The sequence below is a fragment of the Chelatococcus caeni genome (assembly GCF_014196925.1).
In the GTDB taxonomy this organism is placed as follows: domain Bacteria; phylum Pseudomonadota; class Alphaproteobacteria; order Rhizobiales; family Beijerinckiaceae; genus Chelatococcus_A; species Chelatococcus_A caeni.
In genome coordinates this window covers 296,657-315,552 of sequence record NZ_JACIEN010000005.1, presented here as the reverse complement: position 1 = coordinate 315,552, position 18,896 = coordinate 296,657, and the positions used below count along the sequence as shown (strand labels likewise).

The window sequence follows — 18,896 nt, the reverse complement described above, 5'->3', positions numbered from 1 at the left end:
CCGGCTCGTGGGTCAGCCATGCTCGCTCCTCGTTCGCACACACAGCACCAGCACCGGACAGCGACGACCTCGCTCGCCTTCCTCATCCTGCCGCTCGTCATCGGGCTTCCTCTCGCGGTGTGGCTCGACCTGAGGGGCCTGTCCACGCGGATGATGCAGGGCGAGGCGACCGAGATCGGCGTGCTCATCGACGAGATGCGCACCTATTACGCCAATGACGTGCTGGGGCGGCTCGACAGCGAAAGCCATGGCGAGGAGGCCCCGATGCCGACGGCCATGTCCATCGAGCTCGGCAAGCGCATCAGCGCGCGTGATGGAGCGGTCAAGGTCCGCATTTTCTCGGATTTTCCCTTCCGCAAGCGCGCGGGCCATCCGATCGACGCCTTCGAGCAGACGGCGCTCGAACAGCTCAGGCAGGATGCGACGAGGCCGGTCGTCGACGTCTCGGGCACGCTCGTCGACCGCACGGTGCGCATCGCGACGCCCATCGTCATGGGCCCGGCCTGCGTCGCCTGCCATAACAGCCATCCCGACAGCCCGAAGCAGAACTGGCGCGTCGGCGACGTGCGCGGCGTGCAGGAGGTCACCGTGCGCCGGCCCATCGAGGCGAGCATCTTCTCTTTCCAGTCCCTGCTCGTCTATTTCGCGGTGGTGGCGGCGTGCGGCCTCGCCTTCATCCGCATGCAGAGCCGGCAGACGGCGCTCATCCGCCACATGAACGGCGAGCTCGCGCAGGCGAACGCCTTCCTCGGCACCGTCTCGGCCAAGATCGCGCGCTATCTCTCGCCGCAGGTCTACCGCAGCATCTTCAGCGGCGCCAAGGATGTCGCCATCACCGCCGAGCGCAAGAAGCTCACCATCTTTTTCTCCGACATCAAGGACTTCACGGCCCTGACGGAGCGCCTGCAGCCGGAGGACCTGACCGCGCTCCTCAACGAATATTTCACCGAGATGTCGGTCATCGCGCTGCGCCACGGGGCGACCATCGACAAGTTCGTCGGCGACGCCATCCTGCTCTTCTTCGGCGATCCCGATACGCGCGGCGTCCGGGAGGATGCGGCGGCGGCCGTGCGCATGGCGCTCGACATGCAGGCGGCACTCGGCCGGCTCAACGCCGAATGGCGCAAGCGCGGCCTCGCCGAGCCGCTGGAGGTGCGCATGGGCATCAACACCGGCTTCTGCCACGTCGGCAATTTCGGCAGCGACAACCGCATGGACTACACGATCATCGGGGCGGAGGCGAACCTCGCGGCGCGCCTGCAGGCCGTCGCGCAGCCGGGCTCGATCGTCATCAGCTACGAGACCTATGCGCTGGTGCGCGACATCGTCGAGGCCGAGGCACTCGCGCCGATCGCGGTCAAGGGCGTGAGCCGCGCGGTCGTGCCCTATGTCGTGCGGGGGCTCGCCGGGGCGGCCGAAGCCGAGGTCATCCACGGCCAGGCCCAGGGCCTCGACCTCTTCCTCGACATCAAGGCGCTCGACGCCTGCTCGGCGGGCGAGACGCGCCGGCTCCTCGAAAAGGCGCTGACGGCGCTGGAGACCCGGGCCGGACGGGAGCGGCCGCGCGCCATGTGACCAAACCGCTCCCTCAGATGCTGCCCCGCCGGTGCAGCACGGGCTCGAAGACGGTGACGGGATCGGCCAGCTCCTCGCCCCGCAGGCGCTTCAGAATCATCTCCCCGGCGCGCCTGCCGAGGGCCTCGACGTCGATGGCGAGCGTCGTCAGCCCCGGGCTCAGCGCATCGGCGAGATCGTTGTCGCCGAACCCGAGGATGGCGATGTCGCCCGGCACGTCGAGGCCGAGCCGCCGGGCCTCCATCAGCGCGCCGACGGCCAGAAGATCGTTGGCGAAGAACACCGCCTGGACCTCCGGCGCCCGCTCGCGCAGGGCATGGAAGGCGGCGCGCCCGTCCGCCACGCTCTCGACCACGTCGACGGTGAACTCGCAGGCGACCGTGAGGCCGCGCTCCCCGGCCCGGGCGGCGAAGCCCTTGCGGCGCAAGGCGCCGCGCCCGCCGCTGCGGCCCACATAGGCGACGCGTTGATAGCCCGCATCGGCGAGGCAATCGGCGGCCATCCGCCCGCCGTCGATGTTGGAGAAGCCGACCAGCATGTCGATCGGGTCGCGCGGATAGGCCCAGGTCTCCATCACCGGAATGCCGAGCCCGGCGAGGAAGCGGCGGTTGTCCTCGAGCTCGATGACGCCGGTGAACATGACCGCCGCCGGCCTGATCTGGCGCAGCGAGCGGATCATCGCCGTCTCGCGCGCATAGGAATAGGACGTCTGGCCGATCATGAGCTGGAAGCCTTCGGGCTCCAGAATGGCGGCGCAGGCCCGCACCGCAAGGCCGAACTGGGGGCTCAGAATATTCGAGACGAAGGCCGCCACGATGTCGGAACGGCCGGAGCGCAACGCCCGCGCGTGGGGATTGAGGGCATAGCCCGTGCGCTCGACCACCTCGAGGATGCGCTTGCGGCTCTTGTCCGCGACCTTGGAGGGGTCGCGCAGGGCGCGCGAGACCGTGATGGGCGAGACGCCGGCGAGCGCGGCGACATCCTCGATGCGCATCGCCCGCTCGCCCGAGGCGGCGGGGCCGGCCGAGGCCGGCAGGCGCAGAACGTCGTCGATGGTGGGCTGCCGCCTGCCGTTCTCAGCGCTCACGCCCTCACCCCCCGATATCCGCCTGCGGCGCGGCAAGATCGCCGGCCGCGACCGGGCGCGCCACCTGGATCAGGCAGTCGCCGGCCTCGCTGTCCGTGTGCAGCCGCCGCGAGATGACGATGCCCCCCTGCCCGAAATGGAGTGCCTCCTCCGGCAGGTCGAGCCGTGTCAGGTCATGGTAATAGCCTGCGAGATCACCCGCCGCCACGCGGTCGCCGACATCCGCCACCGGCTCGAACCAGCCGCGGCGCGTGGCATAGATGGCCTGGTCGTGGCTGTCGAGGGCGAGCAGTTGCATCGGCTCGGCCGGCCGGTCCGCCTCGGACAGGACCGGCGCGGCGATGGCGCCCGTGGCGATGAGCAGATTGTCGATGGCCCGCGCCGTCAGGCGCATGGTCTCGCGCGTGACCGTCGCCCCGCCGCCGAACTCGCCGCTGATGCCGATGGCGCCGGCCCGTGCCGCCGCGCCCATGGAGGTCGGCGCTGCCGCGCCGTTCTCGGCGACGAAGCCGTAGGGCATGGCGAGCGCCTGCATCAGCTGAAGCGCCCGCGCGAAACGCTCCGGCGGCCCCTGCTGCTCGATGAGCGCGCAGGGCAGATGCGCCATGGAAGTGCCGCCCGCATGCAGGTCGAAGACGACGTCGTGACGGCGGAAGAGATCGTGCTCGAGGAAATGGGCGATGCGCGCGGTCGGCGTCCCGTCCGCGCTGCCGGGGAAGGCCCGGTTGAGATTGCCGTCGTCGTAGGGCGAGCGCCGCCGCGCCGCCATGACCGCCGGCACGTTGACCATGGGCAGGATGGTGATCTCGCCCCGCACGGCGGCCGGCGCGAGCCGGCGCATCAGCCGCGCCAGCAGCAGCTCTCCCTCGTATTCGTCGCCGTGGTTGCCCGCCATCAGCAGCACCCGCGGCCCGGCACCGTTACGGATGCGGCAGATGGGGACGTGGATGTGGAAATAGGGCGAGCGGTCGATGGAATACGGCAGGCGCAGATGGCCGGACTGCTTGCCGTCGGCGTCGAAATCGATCGAATGGATGAGGCCGGTGTGCATGAAGCGGACCTTGATGGGCGGGCAAGGGGCCCGCGAGGCGGCCACGGCCATGGCCGTGGCCTCGAGCAGGGCTCAGAGCGCGGCGACCGCCGTCATCTCCACGCGCAGGTCCGGATTGGCGAGGCGCGCCTCGACGCAGGCCCGGGCCGGCGGATTGGCCGGGTCGATCCAGGCGTCGTAGACCGCGTTCATGGCGTCGAAATCGGTGATATGCGGCAGGAAGACGTTGACGGCCACGAGCTTCGACTTGTCGGAGCCGGCCTCGGCGAGCAGCGCCTCGATCTTGGCGAGCACGGAACGGGTCTGCGCCTCGAGCGAGCCCTTCGGGTCGTCGGCGACCTGGCCGGCGATATAGACGGTGCCATTGTAGACGACGGCCTGGCTCATGCGCTTGCCGGCCTGATAACGCTGGATCATCTTCTGATCTCTCTTCTTGCTGCGGGTGAGGTGGCGGCGCGGGCCCGCGCCGCCACTTGGCGTCACATGTGCGGCAGGTCCTGCGCTTCTTTGAACCAGCGCTTCTGCAGCTCGGCGAGCTTGCCGTTCATGCGGTTGTAGAAGAGCGCCGTGTTGATCCAGTTGAGCAGGTTCTGCTCGCCCTGGCGCACGGCAACATGGGCGGGCGACTGGCGGATGAGGAACTTCAGCTCCACCTCCTTGCCGGGATTGTCGTCCGACACCTTGAGCGCGATGGCGCTGTTCTCGGCGAAGGCCTGGGCCTGGCCGGCGAGATAGGCCGCGACGGCGGACGGCGCGTCCTCGAAGCGCACCAGCTTGACGCCCGGCGCATTGTCGGTGAGCCAGACATCGAGCGTCGTGCCCTTGGCGACGGCGACCGTGCGGTCCTTCAGCTCGTCGGCCGCCTTGGCGGCCGGCATGTCCTTGGCGCCGTAGACACCGAGGTTCACCGCCGCATAGGGCTGCGAGAACATGACCTGCTGGGCGCGCTCGGGCGTGGCGCCGGCGGCGGCGATCAGGATGTCGACCTTGTCGGCGAGCAGGCTCGGGATGCGGCTCGCGCCCGTCACCGGCACGAGCTCGAGCTTCACGCCCATGTCGGCGGCCAGCAGCTTGGCGAGATCGATGTCGAGGCCGGTGGCCTCGCCCTTCTCGTCCTTGAAGCCCCAGGGGGCGACATCCATCAGGACGCCGACGCGCAGCTTGCCGGCGCTGATCGCGTCCTGCAGCTTGTCGGCGCGCGCGGCGTCCGGCATGGCGAGCGTCGCGCAGGCGATCGCCGCGGCGGCGAGTGTTGCGAAAATCCTCATCCTCGTTCTCCTCTGACTTCTCCTTGGGCGCTCACCGTTGCGCCTATTTGACGGAGCTGATGAAGTTCCTGAGCTCGGGGGTCCTGGGGTCGGCGAAGAGCTCGGCGGGCTTGCCCTGCTCCCAGACCCTGCCCTGGTGCATGAAGACGAGCTTGGTGGCGACGGTGCGGGCAAAGCCCATCTCGTGCGTGACGAGGATCATGGTCATGCCCTGGCGCGCCATGTCCTCCATCACCTTCAGCACCTCGCCGACGAGCTCGGGATCGAGCGCCGACGTCACCTCGTCGAACAGCATCAGATGCGGCGACATGGCGAGGCAGCGGGCAATCGCCACGCGCTGCTGCTGGCCCCCCGACAATTGCTCGGGCCAGGCGTCGATCTTCTCGGCCAGGCCGACGCGCGCGAGCACGTCACGCGCCAGGTCCCGCGCCTTGTCCTTGGCGATCTTGCCGGTCAGCACCGGAGCGAGCGTGATGTTGCGCTCGACGGTCAGGTGCGGGAACAGGTTGAAGGCCTGGAAGACGATGCCCACCCGCTGGCGCAGCTGCCTGAGGTTGGGCATGTCGGCGGCGATCCGTTCGCCCTCGATGCGGATCTCGCCGCCGTTGATGGTCTCCAGCGCGTTGATGCAGCGCAGCAGCGTCGACTTGCCCGAACCCGAGCGACCGATGATGGTGACGATGTCCCCCTTCTCGACATCGAGCGTGATGCCCTTCAGCACCTCGACGTCGCCGAAGCTCTTGTGGACGTCGCGAATTTCAACGAGCGCCATTGAGACGGGCCTCCAGTTTGCGGGACCAGACCGTGAGCGGCAGGCACAGCGTGAAATAGATCGCCGCCACCACCGAGTAGACGAGCAGCGGCTGGAAGGTCGCGGCGCTCGCCATCTGTCCGGCGCGGGCGAGCTCGACGAAGCCGACGACCGAGGCGAGCGAGGTGTTCTTGATGAGCTGCACCAGGAAGCCGACCGTCGGCGGCAGCGCCATGCGGAAGGCCTGCGGCCCGACGACGTAGCGGAACTGCTGCCAGCGCGTCAGCCCGAGGCAGGCCGCCGCCTCCCACTGGGTCTGCTTCACCGCCTCGATGCCGCCACGCCAGATCTCGCCGAGAAAGACGGCGGTATAGGCCGTGAAGGCGACGCCGACGGCGACGAGGGACGGCACCTCGATGCCGAGGAACACCGGCATGCCGAAATAGAAGAACATGAGCAGGCCGAGGAGCGGCACCCCCTGCACGAGCTGCAGGACACCGGCTGCCAGCCAGCGCAGCGGCGCGAGCCGGCTCGAGCGCATGAGCGCGAGCAGCAGCGCCAGCGGGCCGCCGCAGGCGAGCGCCAGGGCGACGAGAACCACCGTCCAGCGCAGGGCCGAGAACAGCGAGATGAGATCGGCTTCGTTGAACGTGCGCATGGGAACCCTCAGCGCCGCACCGGCCAGCGGAACATGAGCCTCTGGAGCCCGGCGAAGACGAGCTTGAAGGCCATGACGAGCGCGAAGTAGATGGCGCAGACGACGGCGTAGACCTCGAAGCTGCGGAAGGTGCGGCTGTCGATGAAGCCGCCGGTGTGGAACAGCTCCTCGGCCGAGACCTGTGAGGCGAGCGAGGTGCCGAGCAGAAGCAGCACGAACTGGCTGGTGAAGGAGGGATAGATGGTCCGCAGCGCCGGCAGGAAGACGATGTGTCGGAAGACCTGCCAGCGCGTGAGCCCGAGGCATTCGCCGGCCTCCAGCTGGGCACGCGGGATGGCGTCGAGCCCGGCGCGGATGATCTCGATGGCATAGGCCCCGAAATAGATGCTCAGCGCCACCGCCGCCGCCTCAAAGGGCGGCAGGCGCAACCCGAGGCTCGGCAGCACGAAGAAGATGATGAAGAGCTGGATCAGTGCCGGCGTGTTGCGGATGACCTCGATATAGCCACGGATGGCCCAGCGCACCGGCCGCGGCCCGCCCCGCACCAGCACGGCCCCGCAGACGCCGATCAGGGTGCCCGCGACCGCCGCGATCACCGTCAGGAGCAGCGTCAGCAGCGCCCCGTGCAGGAGCAGGTCGTCGTAGCGCCAGAGCTGGCTGAAGTTCAGCGTCATGGCGTGCCTCAGCCGAAGAACGTCGGATAGGCGTTCGCCACCCGCCCGTCCGGGCCAAGGCCGAACACGAGGCGCCAGCGGTCGAGGCAGGTGCACGGATGCGAGATGCCGAAGGCGACGATGTCGCCGACCGCGAGCGACGCATCGTCCGGCAGTTGCAGGAAGGCGTGCTGATCGTTGAGCTTGACGACGGCGGCGCCTAACAGGCTGCCGATCGGCGCGCCATCGCGAAACGCCTCGAGCGGCACCGGCACGCCCTGGTCGAAGGAGACGTCGCGCATGCCCATGCCGCAGATGGCAAGGCCCGGCTCCGGCCGCGACAGCACCTCCGCCCACAGCCGCAGCGCCGGGCGGAAGGCCTCGGCCGCCTTCACGACCTTGCCATCGATCGAAAAGCCGTTGCGCGCGTCGAGGCCCGAAAGGGCGCGGGCATAGACGCCGTGGTCGTGGAAGAAGATGGCGCCGCTGCGCAGCATGAGGGCGGCATTGCCGTCCGCACGCACCAGCGGCCCGAGCGCCGCGACCACCCTGTCGAAGTAAGACGAGCCGCCGGCCGTGACGATCAGCGGCCGGCCGGGCGCGGCCCGGCGCACGCGGGCGAAGGCCTCCCCCGCAAGCGCCATCAGGGCGCCGATCGCGTCACGCGTCGCCGCGGCATCGGCGCCAGCCACGGCGCCTTCATAGGCGGCGACACCGTCGAGCACGAGGCTGCCGTCCGCCTCGGCGACGGCGGCGACGATCGCCTCGACCGCAGCGAGGTCCCGCGCGCCGGCCCGCGCGCCGCCCACCTCGACGAGGACAGGCAGCACGCGCCCGGCAAGGCGCGCGGCCTCGGCAAGGGCCGCGACGCAGGCCGGCGAATCGGCGAAGGCGCGCAGGTCGACGCCCGGCCAGGCCTTGAGGAAGGCGCCGAGCTGGCGGGCACCGGAGCGGCCACCGATCTCGTTGGCGAGCAGCAGACGCTCGATGCCCGCATGGGCCATGACCGAAGCCTGCTGCACATTCGCGACCGTCGCGCCCCAGGCGCCGCGGGCGACGAGGGTGCGCGCGAGGTGCGGCGACATCGGCGTTTTCGCGTGGGGGGCGATGAGGACGCCGTGTGAGCGGGCATAGGCGAACATCAGCTCGCAATTGCCGGCAAAGGCCACCTCGTCCAGGGTCAATACCGGCAACGCCATGTCCCCGGCCGCCGGATGCCAGCCGAAGGCCGCAACGGCATCGAGCCCGACGGCGCCGCATTCCACGGGAATGCCGCGGAAACGGCTGTCGACCTCACCCCACACGGCATCGGCGCGCTGCATGTTCCCCCACCGCTCGACTCGCTATGACAACGTTACCATAGAGGAATTTCGATCGATGACAACGTTGTCATTTCCGGATGTCGGGATTGAGCGCGCGCTGGCCTCCGGGCCGACCACGGCACAAAAGGAAACGACCCTGAGCAGGCCGTCGGAATTTGGGGGGATGAGAGCCACTCAGGGCCGGAAGTCGTTGGCGTCGGGCTGGAGGAACGCCAAAGCTGAAACACTTTTCTGCAACGCTCAAAATCTAGCGCAGAGCATTATCGATAACAAGCCGGCTCGCGAACGGTGTTTATTTGCCCACAAATAGTAATGCGCCCTGAAAGCTTTTCGGGGCGCATTACTGGTGAGCTTTCTATGCTTTGCTCGCCCGCTGCGCAGCAGGCGAGACAGGTGTCGGCGGCCGCCCCGTTCAGGAGGTCAGAGCGCCGGCGGTCATGCCCTGCACCATGTATTTCTGCAGGAAGATGAAGGCGACGACGAGCGGCAGGCTGGCGAGGACGGAGAAGGCCATCATCATGTTCCACTCGGTGACGAACTCGGCCATCAGGCTGTAGATCGCCATGGTCAGCACGCGGTTGCCCCAGGATTCGATGAGCACCACCGCGAAGAGGAACTCGTTCCAGGCCAGAAGAAACGTGTAGAGACCCGCGCCGATGAAGGCCGGATAGGACATCGGCACCAAGGTGCGGAAGATGGCGCCGAGCCGGGAGCAGCCGTCGACCATCGCCGCCTCCTCGATGTCGCGCGGGATGTTGAGGAAATAGCTGCGCAGCATGAGGATGCAGAAGGGCAGCGTGAAGGTGAGATAGACGATCACGAGCGCCGTGCGCGTGTCGTAGAGGCCGAACGTGATGAAGATGCGGAAATAGGGGATGCACAGGAGCACGAGCGGGAACATCTGCGTCGTGATCAGGAACATCAGCACGGCGCGCTGGCCGGCGAAGCGGAAGCGTGCCAGCGCATAGGCCGCCGTCGCCCCGAGCACCAGCGACAGGGCCGTGACCACGAGCGATATGATCATCGTGTTGGCGAAGACGACGAGATAACGCGGGCTGGAGAAGATCTTGGCATAGGGCTCGAGCGTGAAGACCTCCGGCACCCAGTCCGGCGGCATCTTCGTCACTTCGAGGTTGGGCCGCACCGAGACGGTGCCCATCCATGCGAGGGGGAAGAACACGATGACGATGGCGAGGATGAGCAGCCCATAGGCGAGGAGCCGCATCAGCCGCTCGCGGTTGCGCAGGCCGAGGTAATAGGGAGAGACGACGGCCGGTTCGGTCGCAGGCATCAGCATCTCAGTGCTCCTTGCTCATGGTGCGGCGCACGTAGATGGCGCTGACGACGAAGAGGACGATGAACATCACCATCGCCTCCGCCGAGGCATAGCCGAAGCGCAGCTTCTGGAAGCCGTCGAAATAGATCACGGTCGCCAGCACCTCGGAGGAATGGGCCGGCCCGCCGCCGGTCATGACGAAGACGGGGTCGAAGGCGCGGAAGGTCCAGATCGAATCGAGCAGCACGATCGTGGTGATGACGCCGCGCAGCTGCGGCAGGGTGATGTGCCAGAACTTCTGCAGGCCGGAGGCGCCGTCGATGTCGGCCGCCTCGTAGAGATGCTTCGGGATGGCCTGCAGCCCGGCGAGCAGCATGACCATGAAGAAGGGAAAGGCGCGCCACACGTTCATGGCCGTGACGGAGCCGAGCGCCGTCGCGGGATCGCCGAGCCAGGACGTGGCGAAATTGATGTCGATGAACCCGAGGCGGGCGAGAAGGCCGTTGAACACGCCGAAGGGCGCGAGCATCAGCACCCAGATCATGCCCGCCACGGTCGGCGCCAGCAGCCAGGGCACGATGAGCAGCCCCCGCGCCAGCGAGCGGAAGGTCTCGTTGAGCTGCATGTTGAGCAGGAGGGCGAGCCCGAGGCCGATGACGAGATGCAGCGCGACGCTCGCCGCCGTGAACACCACCGTCTGGCCGAAGGCCTGCCAGAAGAGCGGGTCGTCCATCAACGCCGCATAATTGCCGAGGCCGACCCAGGTCTCCCGCTGCAGGTTGCTGTCGTAGAAGCTGAGGCGGATGACCTCGCCGAGCGGATAGATGAGCAGGGCGACGAGGATCAGGAGCGATGGCCAGAGAAAGGAATAGGCCAGAATTTCATCGTGAAAGCGGTTTCGAAACGAGGGCATGGCTCACCCGGCCGTTGTCGGGGGCCGGCCGCCATGCGGCGACGCGGCCCCCTGAACAAGAGGGAAGGTCGGCAGGGGCCTGCCGGAGCAGGCCCGAGAGGAGCCGTGCGCCTATTTCGTCGCGGCGAAGATCTTGTTCCACTCGGCCGCGGCGTCGTCGAGGGCCTCCTTCGCACTCTTCTTGCCCTGCACGACGTTCTGCACTTCCGTGGTCATGATCTTGTTCATCTGCACCGCGTTCGGCATGACGAGGAAGGGCGACTGGGCCGTGGGGCGCTCCATCTGCGAGACGAAGGCGGCGAACTCGGTCTTCTCCTTGAACCACTCCTCGTTCATGACATCGGTGCGCGCGGGCAGCGCGCCGGTGCCCTTGGACCAGATCGCCATGCCCCTGGGGCCGGACAGCCACTTGAGGAAGGTCCAGGCGGCCTCCTTGTCCTTGGCCTGGGCGGTCAGGGTGTTGAGCGAGCCGCGCACCATGGTGCCGGTGGTCTTGCCCTCGGGCAGCGGGGCGATCTTGTAGTTGAGGTTGGGGTTGAGCTGGCGCTGGATGGCGATGCCCCACGGCCCCTCGAACATCATGGCGATGTTGCCGGAGGCGAAGTTCGCGCGCTTCTCCTTCTCGCCGTTGCTGAGGACGCCCGGCACGCTGATCTTGTCCTTGTTGACGCGCTCCACATACCACTCGATCGCCGCGACACCCTCGGGGCTGTTGAAGGCGGCCTTGTTGGTCTCGGCGTCGATGAGCGTGCCGCCCGCCTGCAGGATCAGCGGATAGATGTCGTAGGTCATGTTCGTCGGCGGCTCCGACTGGAGCGTGGCGGTCACCGCGAACTGGCGCTTTTCCGGGTCGGTGAGCTTGCGCGCCATCTCGGCGAATTCGTCCCACGTCTTCGGCGGGTCGGACAGGCCGGCGGCCGCAAACAGGTCGGTATTGTAGAACAGCGCGACCGAGCCGCTTTCGACGGGCAGGTAATATTGCTTGCCGCGCCATTTCTGGTGGAAGGCGGAGGGAATATTGCCGAAGAACTCCGGCGGCTCCTTGGCGATGAGGTCGTCGAGCGGCTCGATCATGCCGAGGTCGGCGAACTCGGCCACCCAGTCGACCTGCACCATCAGCACGTCGGCGAGCTTGTTGGCCTGGTGCTGCACGATGGCGCGATCGTGGAAACCGGTGAAGGGCGCATCGACCGACACGAGCGTGATGTCCGGATGGTCCTTCTCGAAGGCCGCCTTGAGCTCGGACATGAACTTCTCGCCGACCTCCGTGCCCTTCCACTGGTTCCAGCGCACCTCGCGCTGCTGGGCGACAGACGATGTCGACATGGCGAGCGACGCCGCAAGGGTCGTCGCGACCGCGGTCAACCACACGGATCCGCGTCTGTTGTTCATGATCGTCCTCCTCAGATGGTGGCGTTTCCTCTGTCTTCGGGGAGCTCTCGGCCCGGCCGGGCTCCCTTCTCGTCATCAACCCGTTCTTCTCGTCAGCGGGCCAATCGCGTGATCGCCTCGGGCTTCGTGGCGTGCACCTTCACGGGGCGGGCATATTCGCGCACCAGAGCGCGCGTTTCGCCGACGTTCATCCAGGTGAACATGTTGCGGAACATCTCCTGAAGCGAGGCCATGATGTCCGCCTGCACGTCCTGCGGCAGCTCCCAGAAGCGCTTCTTCATGACTTTCCAGGCCTTCTTGCGGGTGTTGTAGAGAAACTGCACGTCGTTCTCGTCCGGGTGCCGCTCGGCGCCATGATGGGCGAAGGTGTAGTCCCTGATCTCGTCCTTCACCGCCTGCGGCAGGCGCGGATGGTCGAAGATGAGGTTGTTGAAGCCGAGCGCCAGATGGATCTCGATGGCGCCCGTGCGCGGGAAGCGGGCGAGCTGCTCGCCCGACAGGGTCGAGGCCCCGTGCTGCACCGCGCCGCCCATGCCGAACTCGGACCGGCACAGGTCCGAGATCGTCCTGACGAGGGCATAATCGACCTCGACGGCGGCGAGCGTCCCGTCCGGCAGCATCTTGCCGCCGTGATGCGTGCCCGAATTGATGCTGATCTTGCTGACCGGCGCGACCTCCCCGTCCCCGGCGGCGAGAACCTCCCGGTAGACGGCCATGAACTCGCGCAGCTCTTCCGGAGTGGTGTTCTCGTGGCCCACCTCGCCGATCTCGGCACCGAGCGAGATTGTCACGCCCTCGGGCTCGATGGAGCGCACGAAGCGCGTGAAATGGGCGGTCAGCTCCGCATTGAGGCGCTGCTGGTCGCGCACGGTCGGCAGCGACAGATCGACGACGGTCGAGGCATCGATGTCGATGCTGTAGAAGCCGGCCGCCACCTGCTCGCGCATCACCGCCTCGAGCCGTTCGATCTCGGCGGCCGCATCCCGGGCATAGGCGGCGGCATTGACCTGGTCATGGTCGGCCTGGAGGAAGACCGGCCCCTCGTGCCCCTCGCGCAGGGCGGCGGCGAGCACGGCGGCGGTGTATTCCACCGGCGGCTGCGCGGCATAGAGCGCCTCGGCGACCGCCTGCTCGAAAATGAACAGCGCCGCATCCATCTCCCGCGCCGCGCGGAAGACGGCCCGGCAGGTCTGATAGCTCCAGCCGCGCAGGTTCATGGCCGGAACCGTGCGTCCCTCCCAGCGCCCCGCGGCCCGCGCGAGATAGAGCTCCTGCACCGACGCCGGCACGATGCCGGCGGCCAGCGCCGCCTCGCGGATGGCCCAGATCGCGAGGGCCCGCGCCTCCGGCTCGCCCAGCGCGGCCGTCTCCGCCCAGCGGTCGATCATGTCGGCCGGCGGCCGGCGGCTCGCCGAGAAATCCCCGCCCCTGGCGAGATCGACGTCGATGCTGCGGAGATCCTCGGCAAGCGCGGCAACGGTGGAACAGCCCATGGGTCATACCTTCCCGGATGATGATCGGATCGCATCACGGCGCCGGAGGGGCCTCGCTGGGATGCCGCCCGTCATCGCCGCCGCTGCAGTGCCGGCCTTCGGCCCGCCGCGGACACCGCTGCAACGGAACGGGTCATGCCGGCGCATCGCCTCCTCCCGTCGTGGTTCGTGATTGTTTTCGATCACCAGTTAGGCATTTTCCTTTCGTAATCGCAACATTCGATTTTCGATTTATGACTCAAGCTGCGCGACCTCGGTGCGCGACCGCTCGCCGTCCGTCAGCAGGCGCACGACGGCGGCCCGGTCGGGCATGCCGTCCCAGCCGCGCCCGCGCGCCCCCTTGAGCGCCGCCGCGGCAGCCGCGAAATGGGCCGCCACGACGGGCGACATGCCCTCGCACAACCCGAGCGCATAGGCCCCGTGGAAGACGTCGCCGCAACCCGTGCTGTCGGCGATGGCGACACTGAAGGCCGGCACGGGCACGATGTCGCCGTCGACCAGCCACAGGCTGCCCTCCGCCCCGCGGGTGACGGCGAAGATCCGGCCCGGCGCCGCCCGGGCGCACCGGCGCAGCAGCTGCTCGGGCGGCCCCTCGCCGGCATAGTCGCGCAGACCCTCGCTGGAGAAGACGATGTGATCAGCCTTGGCGAGCAACCGCTCGCCGTCGGCCGCCAGGCCGCCGTCCGCGTCGAAGATGGTCGGAACCCTGCGCTTGCGCGCCCGGTCCAGCACCACCTCCGCCGCCGCCGGCCAACGGCTGTCGACGAGGACGGCCGCCGTGCCGTCGAGCGGATCGTCCGGCAGCACCGCGGGATCCGGCGCGAGGCTGCGCCGATCGGAGACGATGCTGCGCTCGCCGCGCGCGTCGACGAGCACGATGGCGCGCAGCGTGCGGCCGGCGGGAAGCTGCGCGACGCCGCTGCAGTCGACGCCGCTCGCCTGCATCAGCCGCAGCGCCTCGCGCCCGGCATCATCCTGGCCGACCCGGCCCCAATAGGCGGCACGGCCGCCGAGCCGGGCAATGGCGACGGCCGCGGTGGCGGCGGGGCCGCCGAAGCGCGATTCGTAGTCGAGCACCCCCGTCTTGATGCCCGACGACGGCAGCGCGCCGACCCGGAAGACTTCGTCGTGGACGAGATTGCCGACACAGACGATCCTCATCATGGCGCGCCACGTCCCCCCACGAAGGGCCGTCGTTGCGACGGCTGTTCGGTTCCGCTCATGCGGCCCGCATGTTCTTCTTCGGCGCCGGCTGGCCGGCAGACGGTCCCTGCCCGGCAGATGAGGCGCCCTCCATGATGAGCATTCCGTTTTCGTTTCCGCAAGCCTGTTTTCTTTTTCGAGCATTGCGGGCGCCGCCGGGGCGCGCTATGGCAAGATCATGGCTGCGCTGATCACCCGCCACGACCGGATTCTCGAAACCCTCGAGGTGCAGGGCTACCTGACCATCGAGGAGATGGCGGACATGTTCGCCGTGTCGCCGCAGACCATCCGCCGCGACATTCGCGATCTCGCCGACCGGGGGCTTCTGCGCCGTCACCACGGGGGCGCGAGCGTCAACCGCAGCACGGCGAATGCCGCCTACAGCCTGCGCTACGAGGAAACCGCGGCGGAAAAGGCCGCGATCGCCGAGACCGCGGCGCGCCTCGTCAAGCCGGGCAATTCCCTCTTCCTGACGCCCGGCACCACCGTCGACGCCTTTGCGCGGGCGCTCGCCAGATGTCAGCCGGCCGGTCTGCGCATCGTCACCAACAGCATCTCGGCGGCCACGATCCTCGCCGATTGCCCGGATGTCTCGATCCAGGTCACCGGCGGCCGGTGGACGAAATACAACGGTGCCGTCTGCGGCATGTTCGCCGCCGAATTCGTCGAGCAGTACCGCTGCGACCTGTTGGTGACGAGCATCGGCGGCATCGATGCGGAGGGCAACCTGCTGGAATACCGGGACGAGGAGGTCATCGTCGGGCGCAGCATGCTGCGCAACGCCCGGCGCCGGGTGCTGCTCGCCGACCACAGCAAGTTCGGCCGGGTCGCCATGGCGCGCCTCGCCCACCTGCGCGACTTCAACGTGCTCGTCACCGACAGGCGGCCCGTCGGAGCGATCAAGGCGATGATCGAGGAGGCGCGCTGCGAGCTGCTGATCGCCGAGGCGGAGCCTGCGCTCGAGAAGAAGCGGGCTTAAGACCTCTTCTGATCAGCTGATCCGCGCGAGGGCCGCGACGACATCCGCCACGGCGAAGGGCGGGCTCGCCAGCACCTTGCCACGCTCCTCCTCCGCGAGCGCCGGCACCACCCGCGCCATCGAGGCCTGGGCCAGCACCACGACATCGCTGCGCGCCGCGACCTCCCCCAATGCGTCGACGAGGCGCCGGTCGTGCCCGTCGCGGTCGCCCGCCATCAGGGCGTCATAGGCACCCTCCACCAGCACGGCCTCGACATCGGCCTCGACGCCTTCGGCCCGGGCCGTCTCCTCGACGAGCGCCGTGGTCGGCTCGAGCGTGGTGGGCAAGGTGGCGATGACGGCGATACGCCGGCCGCGCCGCACCGCCGCGCGCGCCATGCCGGCATCGACCCGCAGGATCGGGATGCCGACCTGCGACGAAACCGTGGCGCCGAGCGCGCCGATCGACGAGCAGGCGTTGAGGAGGAGCCGCGCCCCCTGATCCTTCGCCGTGCGGCAATAGCCGGCCCAGCGCGGCAGCACGGCCTCGAGGCGCCCGCCGTTGTCGCGCAGCTCCGGCAGGATCGAATCGTCCAGGATGTTGATGATGCGGAGCTCGGGCGCCTCGGCGCGGATCAGGCCGGGGAAGACGTCGAGGGTCGCCACGGACGTGTGGATGATGCCGAGGGTCACGGTCATGCGGGCCTCGCGGTGAAGAAACGGCGGCGCCGACCGGCGCTCGACCGCCCGGATGAATGAGATCGCCACTATTCCGCCCCGTCGCCGGGCCTTCAAGTGCGAACCCGTCGCGCTCATGCCCGCTTGCCTTTCGCCGCGGCCGTGGCAAAGGTCGCGCGTCGTCGCCTCAACGCCGGTCGCTCAGGAATGCCCGCCACCGCTCCCGCATCCGCCGTCTCCATCGCCTTCGCCACGCCGGCGGATGCAGCGACGGTCGCAGCGCTCATCGCGGCCATGGATGCGCATTATCGCCCGGGCGAGGCGCTGCCGCCGGCGGGCGACTATCGCGCGATGGTCGCGGCGACGCTCGGAGAGCGGGAGGGCACGCGCTTCGTGCTCGCCAGCGGCGCGGACGGCGCGCCGCTCGGGCTCGCCTGCATCGCCGTGATCCGGCCCGGCCGCGACCTCAAGGGGCTCGTCTACCTGAAGGACCTCTTCGTCGTCGAGGCGGCGCGGGGCCGGGGGCTCGGCCGTGGCCTCATGGCCTTCATCGCGCGCTTCGCCGCCGACAACGGCATCGGCCGCATCGACTTCACCACCGACCGGGGCAACGAGGGCGCCCAGCGGCTCTATGCCGCGCTCGGCGCGCGGGCGGTGGAGAAGGTCTATTACACCCTGCCGGGCGAGCAGCTCGCAGCGCTCGCCGCCGAGGCCTCATAGAGGCTATTCCATCGCCGACTGGCGGCATGGAAATCATTTCAATTGGCATTTTCCCGCCGGCTGGCAGCATCGGCCGCAAGAGGAGACGATCATGCCAGCCGACATGCCCCGCCCGGCCAATCCCGCGCCGCCCGCCCCGGACTTTCCCTGGCCCGACGGCAAGCAGTCCGCCTTCTTCCTCGGCTTCGACGTCGATGCCGAATCGGTCTGGCTCGGCATCGACCGGCGCAATGCCGAGCGCCTCGTCACCATGTCCTACGGCGGCTACGAGGCGCGCGTCGGCATCCCGAAGCTCCTCGAGCTGCTCGCCCACCACGGCGCCAAGGCGACCTTCTTCGTCACCGGCTGGACGGTGGACGCCCATCCCGCCGCCTGCGAGGCCATCCTGAAGGCGGGGCACGAGATCGCCCACCACGGCTACTGGCACCTGCGGCCGGAGCCGGGCGACGACGAGGTGATGCGCGAGGAGGTGGAGCGGGGCTTCGAGGCGCTGAAGCGCGTCCTCGGCGTCGTGCCCGTGGGCTACCGCGCGCCGTCGGGCGAAAGCTGCGTCGCGCTGCTCAAGATGCTGCGCGAGCGCGGCATCCGCTATTCCAGCTCCTGGCGAGACGACATCCGGCCCTACCGCCACCTGCTGCCGGACGGGCCGGGGCCGATCGAGATCCCGGTCAACTACAGCCTCGACGATTGGAACTTCGGCATCACGCACCGCATGAGCCCGCGCGCGCTCTTCGGCCGCGAGGCCGTGCTCTCCATCTGGCGCGACGAATTCGAGCAGACGCACGCCTGGGGCGGCGTCACCACCATGATGCTGCATCCGCAGGTGTCGGGACGGCCGATGCGCCATCGCCTGCTCGACGAATTCCTGACCCATGTCGCGTGCTTCGACGACGTCTGGTGGGCGACGGGCCGCGACATCGCCGACCATTACGAACGCTGCGAGGCAGCGAGCGGCGCCTGAGCCGCCGCTGTACTTTCCGTCTCGCGCGCTTCCGCCAGCGCCCAGTCGCAGAAGGTGGCGAGGTCGGCATGCCGCGGCCGGTCGAGCGGCGTCGTCAGCCAGTAGCAATTGGTGCTCGAGTAGCCGAGCCCCGCCGGATTGACGAGTTGCCCGCCGGCGAGCTCGTCGAGGATCAGGCTGCGCGGCACCAGCGCCAGGCCCTGTCCCGCGATGGCCGCGCGGATGACGAGCGAATAATAGCCGAGCCGCACCATCCGCTCCGGTCGCACATCGCCGATGCCGTGGCTCGCGGCGAAGTCGCTCCAGTGGAGCGGCGTCTGCCGATGCTCCAAAATCGGGAAGCGCCATGCATCCTCCGGCGCATCGATGCCGCCGCCGCGGGCGATGAACTGCGGTGCGCCGACAAGGAGCACCTCCCGGCCGAGGAAATAATCCGCCTGCCAGCCGGGCCAGTGCCCGTCACCGAAGCGGAAGACGATGTCCGCCTCCTCCACCGTGTCGCTGGCGGCGAAGGTGCTGAACTGCACCTCGATATCGGGATGCGCCTCGACGAAGCGCGAGAAGCGCGGCATGAACCAGCGATCCCCCAGGATCGGCAGCACGTGCAGCCTGAGCGCCGGCCGCGAGGAGCGCAGGCCCGCAACCCGGGCTGCCGCCGTCTCCAGCGCGCCGAGGGCGACGCGCGCCTGGGCGATGTAGATGACGCCGGCCTCGGTCGGCGCCAGTCCGCGGCTCGTGCGCGTGAAGAGCGCGAGGCCGACGAGGTCCTCCACCGCCTTGAGCTGCTTGCTGACCGCGCTCTGCGTGAGGTTGAGCGCCTGGGCCGCGGCCGAGACCGTGCCGTGCTGGGCGAGCGCCGCCACGACGCGCAGCCCCGTCGTCGTCGGCAGATGCGGGCGCGTCATGCCCCCTCTCCTATTCCATTTTGGACTAGTGT

The 18,896-nt window shown here is 68.8% G+C and carries 19 protein-coding genes; 4 read left to right on the top strand and 15 right to left on the bottom strand.

Translation table 11 applies throughout. The features are described from left to right. Positions 1-18: 18 nt before the first annotated feature. Positions 19-1,575, top strand: a complete 1,557-nt coding sequence (locus tag GGR16_RS19730) for an adenylate/guanylate cyclase domain-containing protein (protein WP_183317715.1) — start codon at positions 19-21, stop codon at positions 1,573-1,575. A gap of 13 nt (positions 1,576-1,588) precedes the next feature. Here GGR16_RS19730 and GGR16_RS19725 read toward each other — a convergent pair whose 3' ends face one another. The 13 genes from GGR16_RS19725 to GGR16_RS19665 all read right to left on the bottom strand — a co-directional run bounded on the left by GGR16_RS19725 (position 1,589) and on the right by GGR16_RS19665 (position 14,603). Beyond that, the gene (locus GGR16_RS19725) at positions 1,589-2,662 is read right to left on the bottom strand and encodes a LacI family DNA-binding transcriptional regulator (protein ID WP_019402576.1); all 1,074 of its coding nucleotides are present in this window, start codon (positions 2,660-2,662) and stop codon (positions 1,589-1,591) included. A 4-nt stretch (positions 2,663-2,666) separates the two neighbouring features. Beyond that, positions 2,667-3,713 carry a M14 family metallopeptidase gene (locus GGR16_RS19720; protein WP_026015208.1) on the bottom strand — a complete coding sequence of 349 codons (1,047 nt, stop codon included), beginning with the start codon at positions 3,711-3,713 and terminating at the stop codon, positions 2,667-2,669. A gap of 72 nt (positions 3,714-3,785) precedes the next feature. Further along, complete coding sequence (locus GGR16_RS19715) at positions 3,786-4,130, bottom strand: RidA family protein (RefSeq protein ID WP_019402578.1); 345 nt, start codon at positions 4,128-4,130, stop codon at positions 3,786-3,788. Positions 4,131-4,192: 62 nt separating this feature from the next. Further along, the gene (locus GGR16_RS19710) at positions 4,193-4,981 is read right to left on the bottom strand and encodes a transporter substrate-binding domain-containing protein (protein WP_019402579.1); all 789 of its coding nucleotides are present in this window, start codon (positions 4,979-4,981) and stop codon (positions 4,193-4,195) included. Between the two features lie 43 nt (positions 4,982-5,024). Then, positions 5,025-5,753: an amino acid ABC transporter ATP-binding protein gene (locus tag GGR16_RS19705; RefSeq protein WP_019402580.1), complete on the bottom strand. Its 729-nt coding sequence runs from the start codon at positions 5,751-5,753 to the stop codon at positions 5,025-5,027. Further along, on the bottom strand, positions 5,740-6,390 hold the full coding sequence (locus tag GGR16_RS19700; RefSeq protein WP_019402581.1) for an amino acid ABC transporter permease: 651 nt from the start codon (positions 6,388-6,390) through the stop codon (positions 5,740-5,742). The genes GGR16_RS19705 and GGR16_RS19700 overlap by 14 nt, the downstream gene beginning before the upstream one ends. An 8-nt stretch (positions 6,391-6,398) precedes the next feature. Beyond that, positions 6,399-7,058 carry an amino acid ABC transporter permease gene (locus tag GGR16_RS19695; protein WP_026015209.1) on the bottom strand — a complete coding sequence of 220 codons (660 nt, stop codon included), beginning with the start codon at positions 7,056-7,058 and terminating at the stop codon, positions 6,399-6,401. A 14-nt stretch (positions 7,059-7,072) separates the two neighbouring features. Next, positions 7,073-8,365 carry an alanine racemase gene (locus GGR16_RS19690; protein WP_183317714.1) on the bottom strand — a complete coding sequence of 431 codons (1,293 nt, stop codon included), beginning with the start codon at positions 8,363-8,365 and terminating at the stop codon, positions 7,073-7,075. Between the two features lie 412 nt (positions 8,366-8,777). Beyond that, positions 8,778-9,662, bottom strand: coding sequence for a carbohydrate ABC transporter permease (locus tag GGR16_RS19685; protein ID WP_019402584.1), 885 nt, complete (start codon positions 9,660-9,662; stop codon positions 8,778-8,780). 1 nt (position 9,663) lies between these two features. Further along, positions 9,664-10,554, bottom strand: a complete 891-nt coding sequence (locus tag GGR16_RS19680) for a carbohydrate ABC transporter permease (protein ID WP_183317713.1) — start codon at positions 10,552-10,554, stop codon at positions 9,664-9,666. Positions 10,555-10,665: 111 nt separating this feature from the next. Then, on the bottom strand, positions 10,666-11,946 hold the full coding sequence (locus GGR16_RS19675) for an ABC transporter substrate-binding protein (RefSeq protein ID WP_183317712.1): 1,281 nt from the start codon (positions 11,944-11,946) through the stop codon (positions 10,666-10,668). Positions 11,947-12,038: 92 nt separating this feature from the next. Then, positions 12,039-13,439 carry a class II fructose-bisphosphate aldolase gene (locus tag GGR16_RS19670; protein ID WP_183317711.1) on the bottom strand — a complete coding sequence of 467 codons (1,401 nt, stop codon included), beginning with the start codon at positions 13,437-13,439 and terminating at the stop codon, positions 12,039-12,041. Positions 13,440-13,670: 231 nt separating this feature from the next. After that, entirely contained in the window at positions 13,671-14,603 is a 933-nt protein-coding gene (locus tag GGR16_RS19665) for a PfkB family carbohydrate kinase (protein WP_183317710.1), read from the bottom strand. A gap of 217 nt (positions 14,604-14,820) precedes the next feature. Between GGR16_RS19665 and GGR16_RS19660 the strand changes: the two genes are divergently transcribed. Further along, positions 14,821-15,621, top strand: coding sequence for a DeoR/GlpR family DNA-binding transcription regulator (locus GGR16_RS19660; protein WP_019402589.1), 801 nt, complete (start codon positions 14,821-14,823; stop codon positions 15,619-15,621). Between the two features lie 12 nt (positions 15,622-15,633). Here GGR16_RS19660 and GGR16_RS19655 read toward each other — a convergent pair whose 3' ends face one another. Then, positions 15,634-16,299 (bottom strand): aspartate/glutamate racemase family protein, encoded by a 666-nt coding sequence (locus GGR16_RS19655; RefSeq protein ID WP_026015212.1) that lies wholly within the window; start codon positions 16,297-16,299, stop codon positions 15,634-15,636. Positions 16,300-16,485: 186 nt separating this feature from the next. On the opposite strand from GGR16_RS19655, the gene GGR16_RS19650 reads away from it, so the two are divergent. After that, complete coding sequence (locus GGR16_RS19650) at positions 16,486-16,998, top strand: GNAT family N-acetyltransferase (RefSeq protein ID WP_019402591.1); 513 nt, start codon at positions 16,486-16,488, stop codon at positions 16,996-16,998. Between the two features lie 91 nt (positions 16,999-17,089). Beyond that, positions 17,090-17,959, top strand: coding sequence for a polysaccharide deacetylase family protein (locus tag GGR16_RS19645; RefSeq protein WP_183317709.1), 870 nt, complete (start codon positions 17,090-17,092; stop codon positions 17,957-17,959). On the opposite strand, the gene GGR16_RS19640 is transcribed toward GGR16_RS19645, so the two are convergent. Next, positions 17,926-18,864 carry a LysR substrate-binding domain-containing protein gene (locus GGR16_RS19640; RefSeq protein WP_183317708.1) on the bottom strand — a complete coding sequence of 313 codons (939 nt, stop codon included), beginning with the start codon at positions 18,862-18,864 and terminating at the stop codon, positions 17,926-17,928. The genes GGR16_RS19645 and GGR16_RS19640 overlap by 34 nt on opposite strands. Positions 18,865-18,896: the final 32 nt, after the last annotated feature.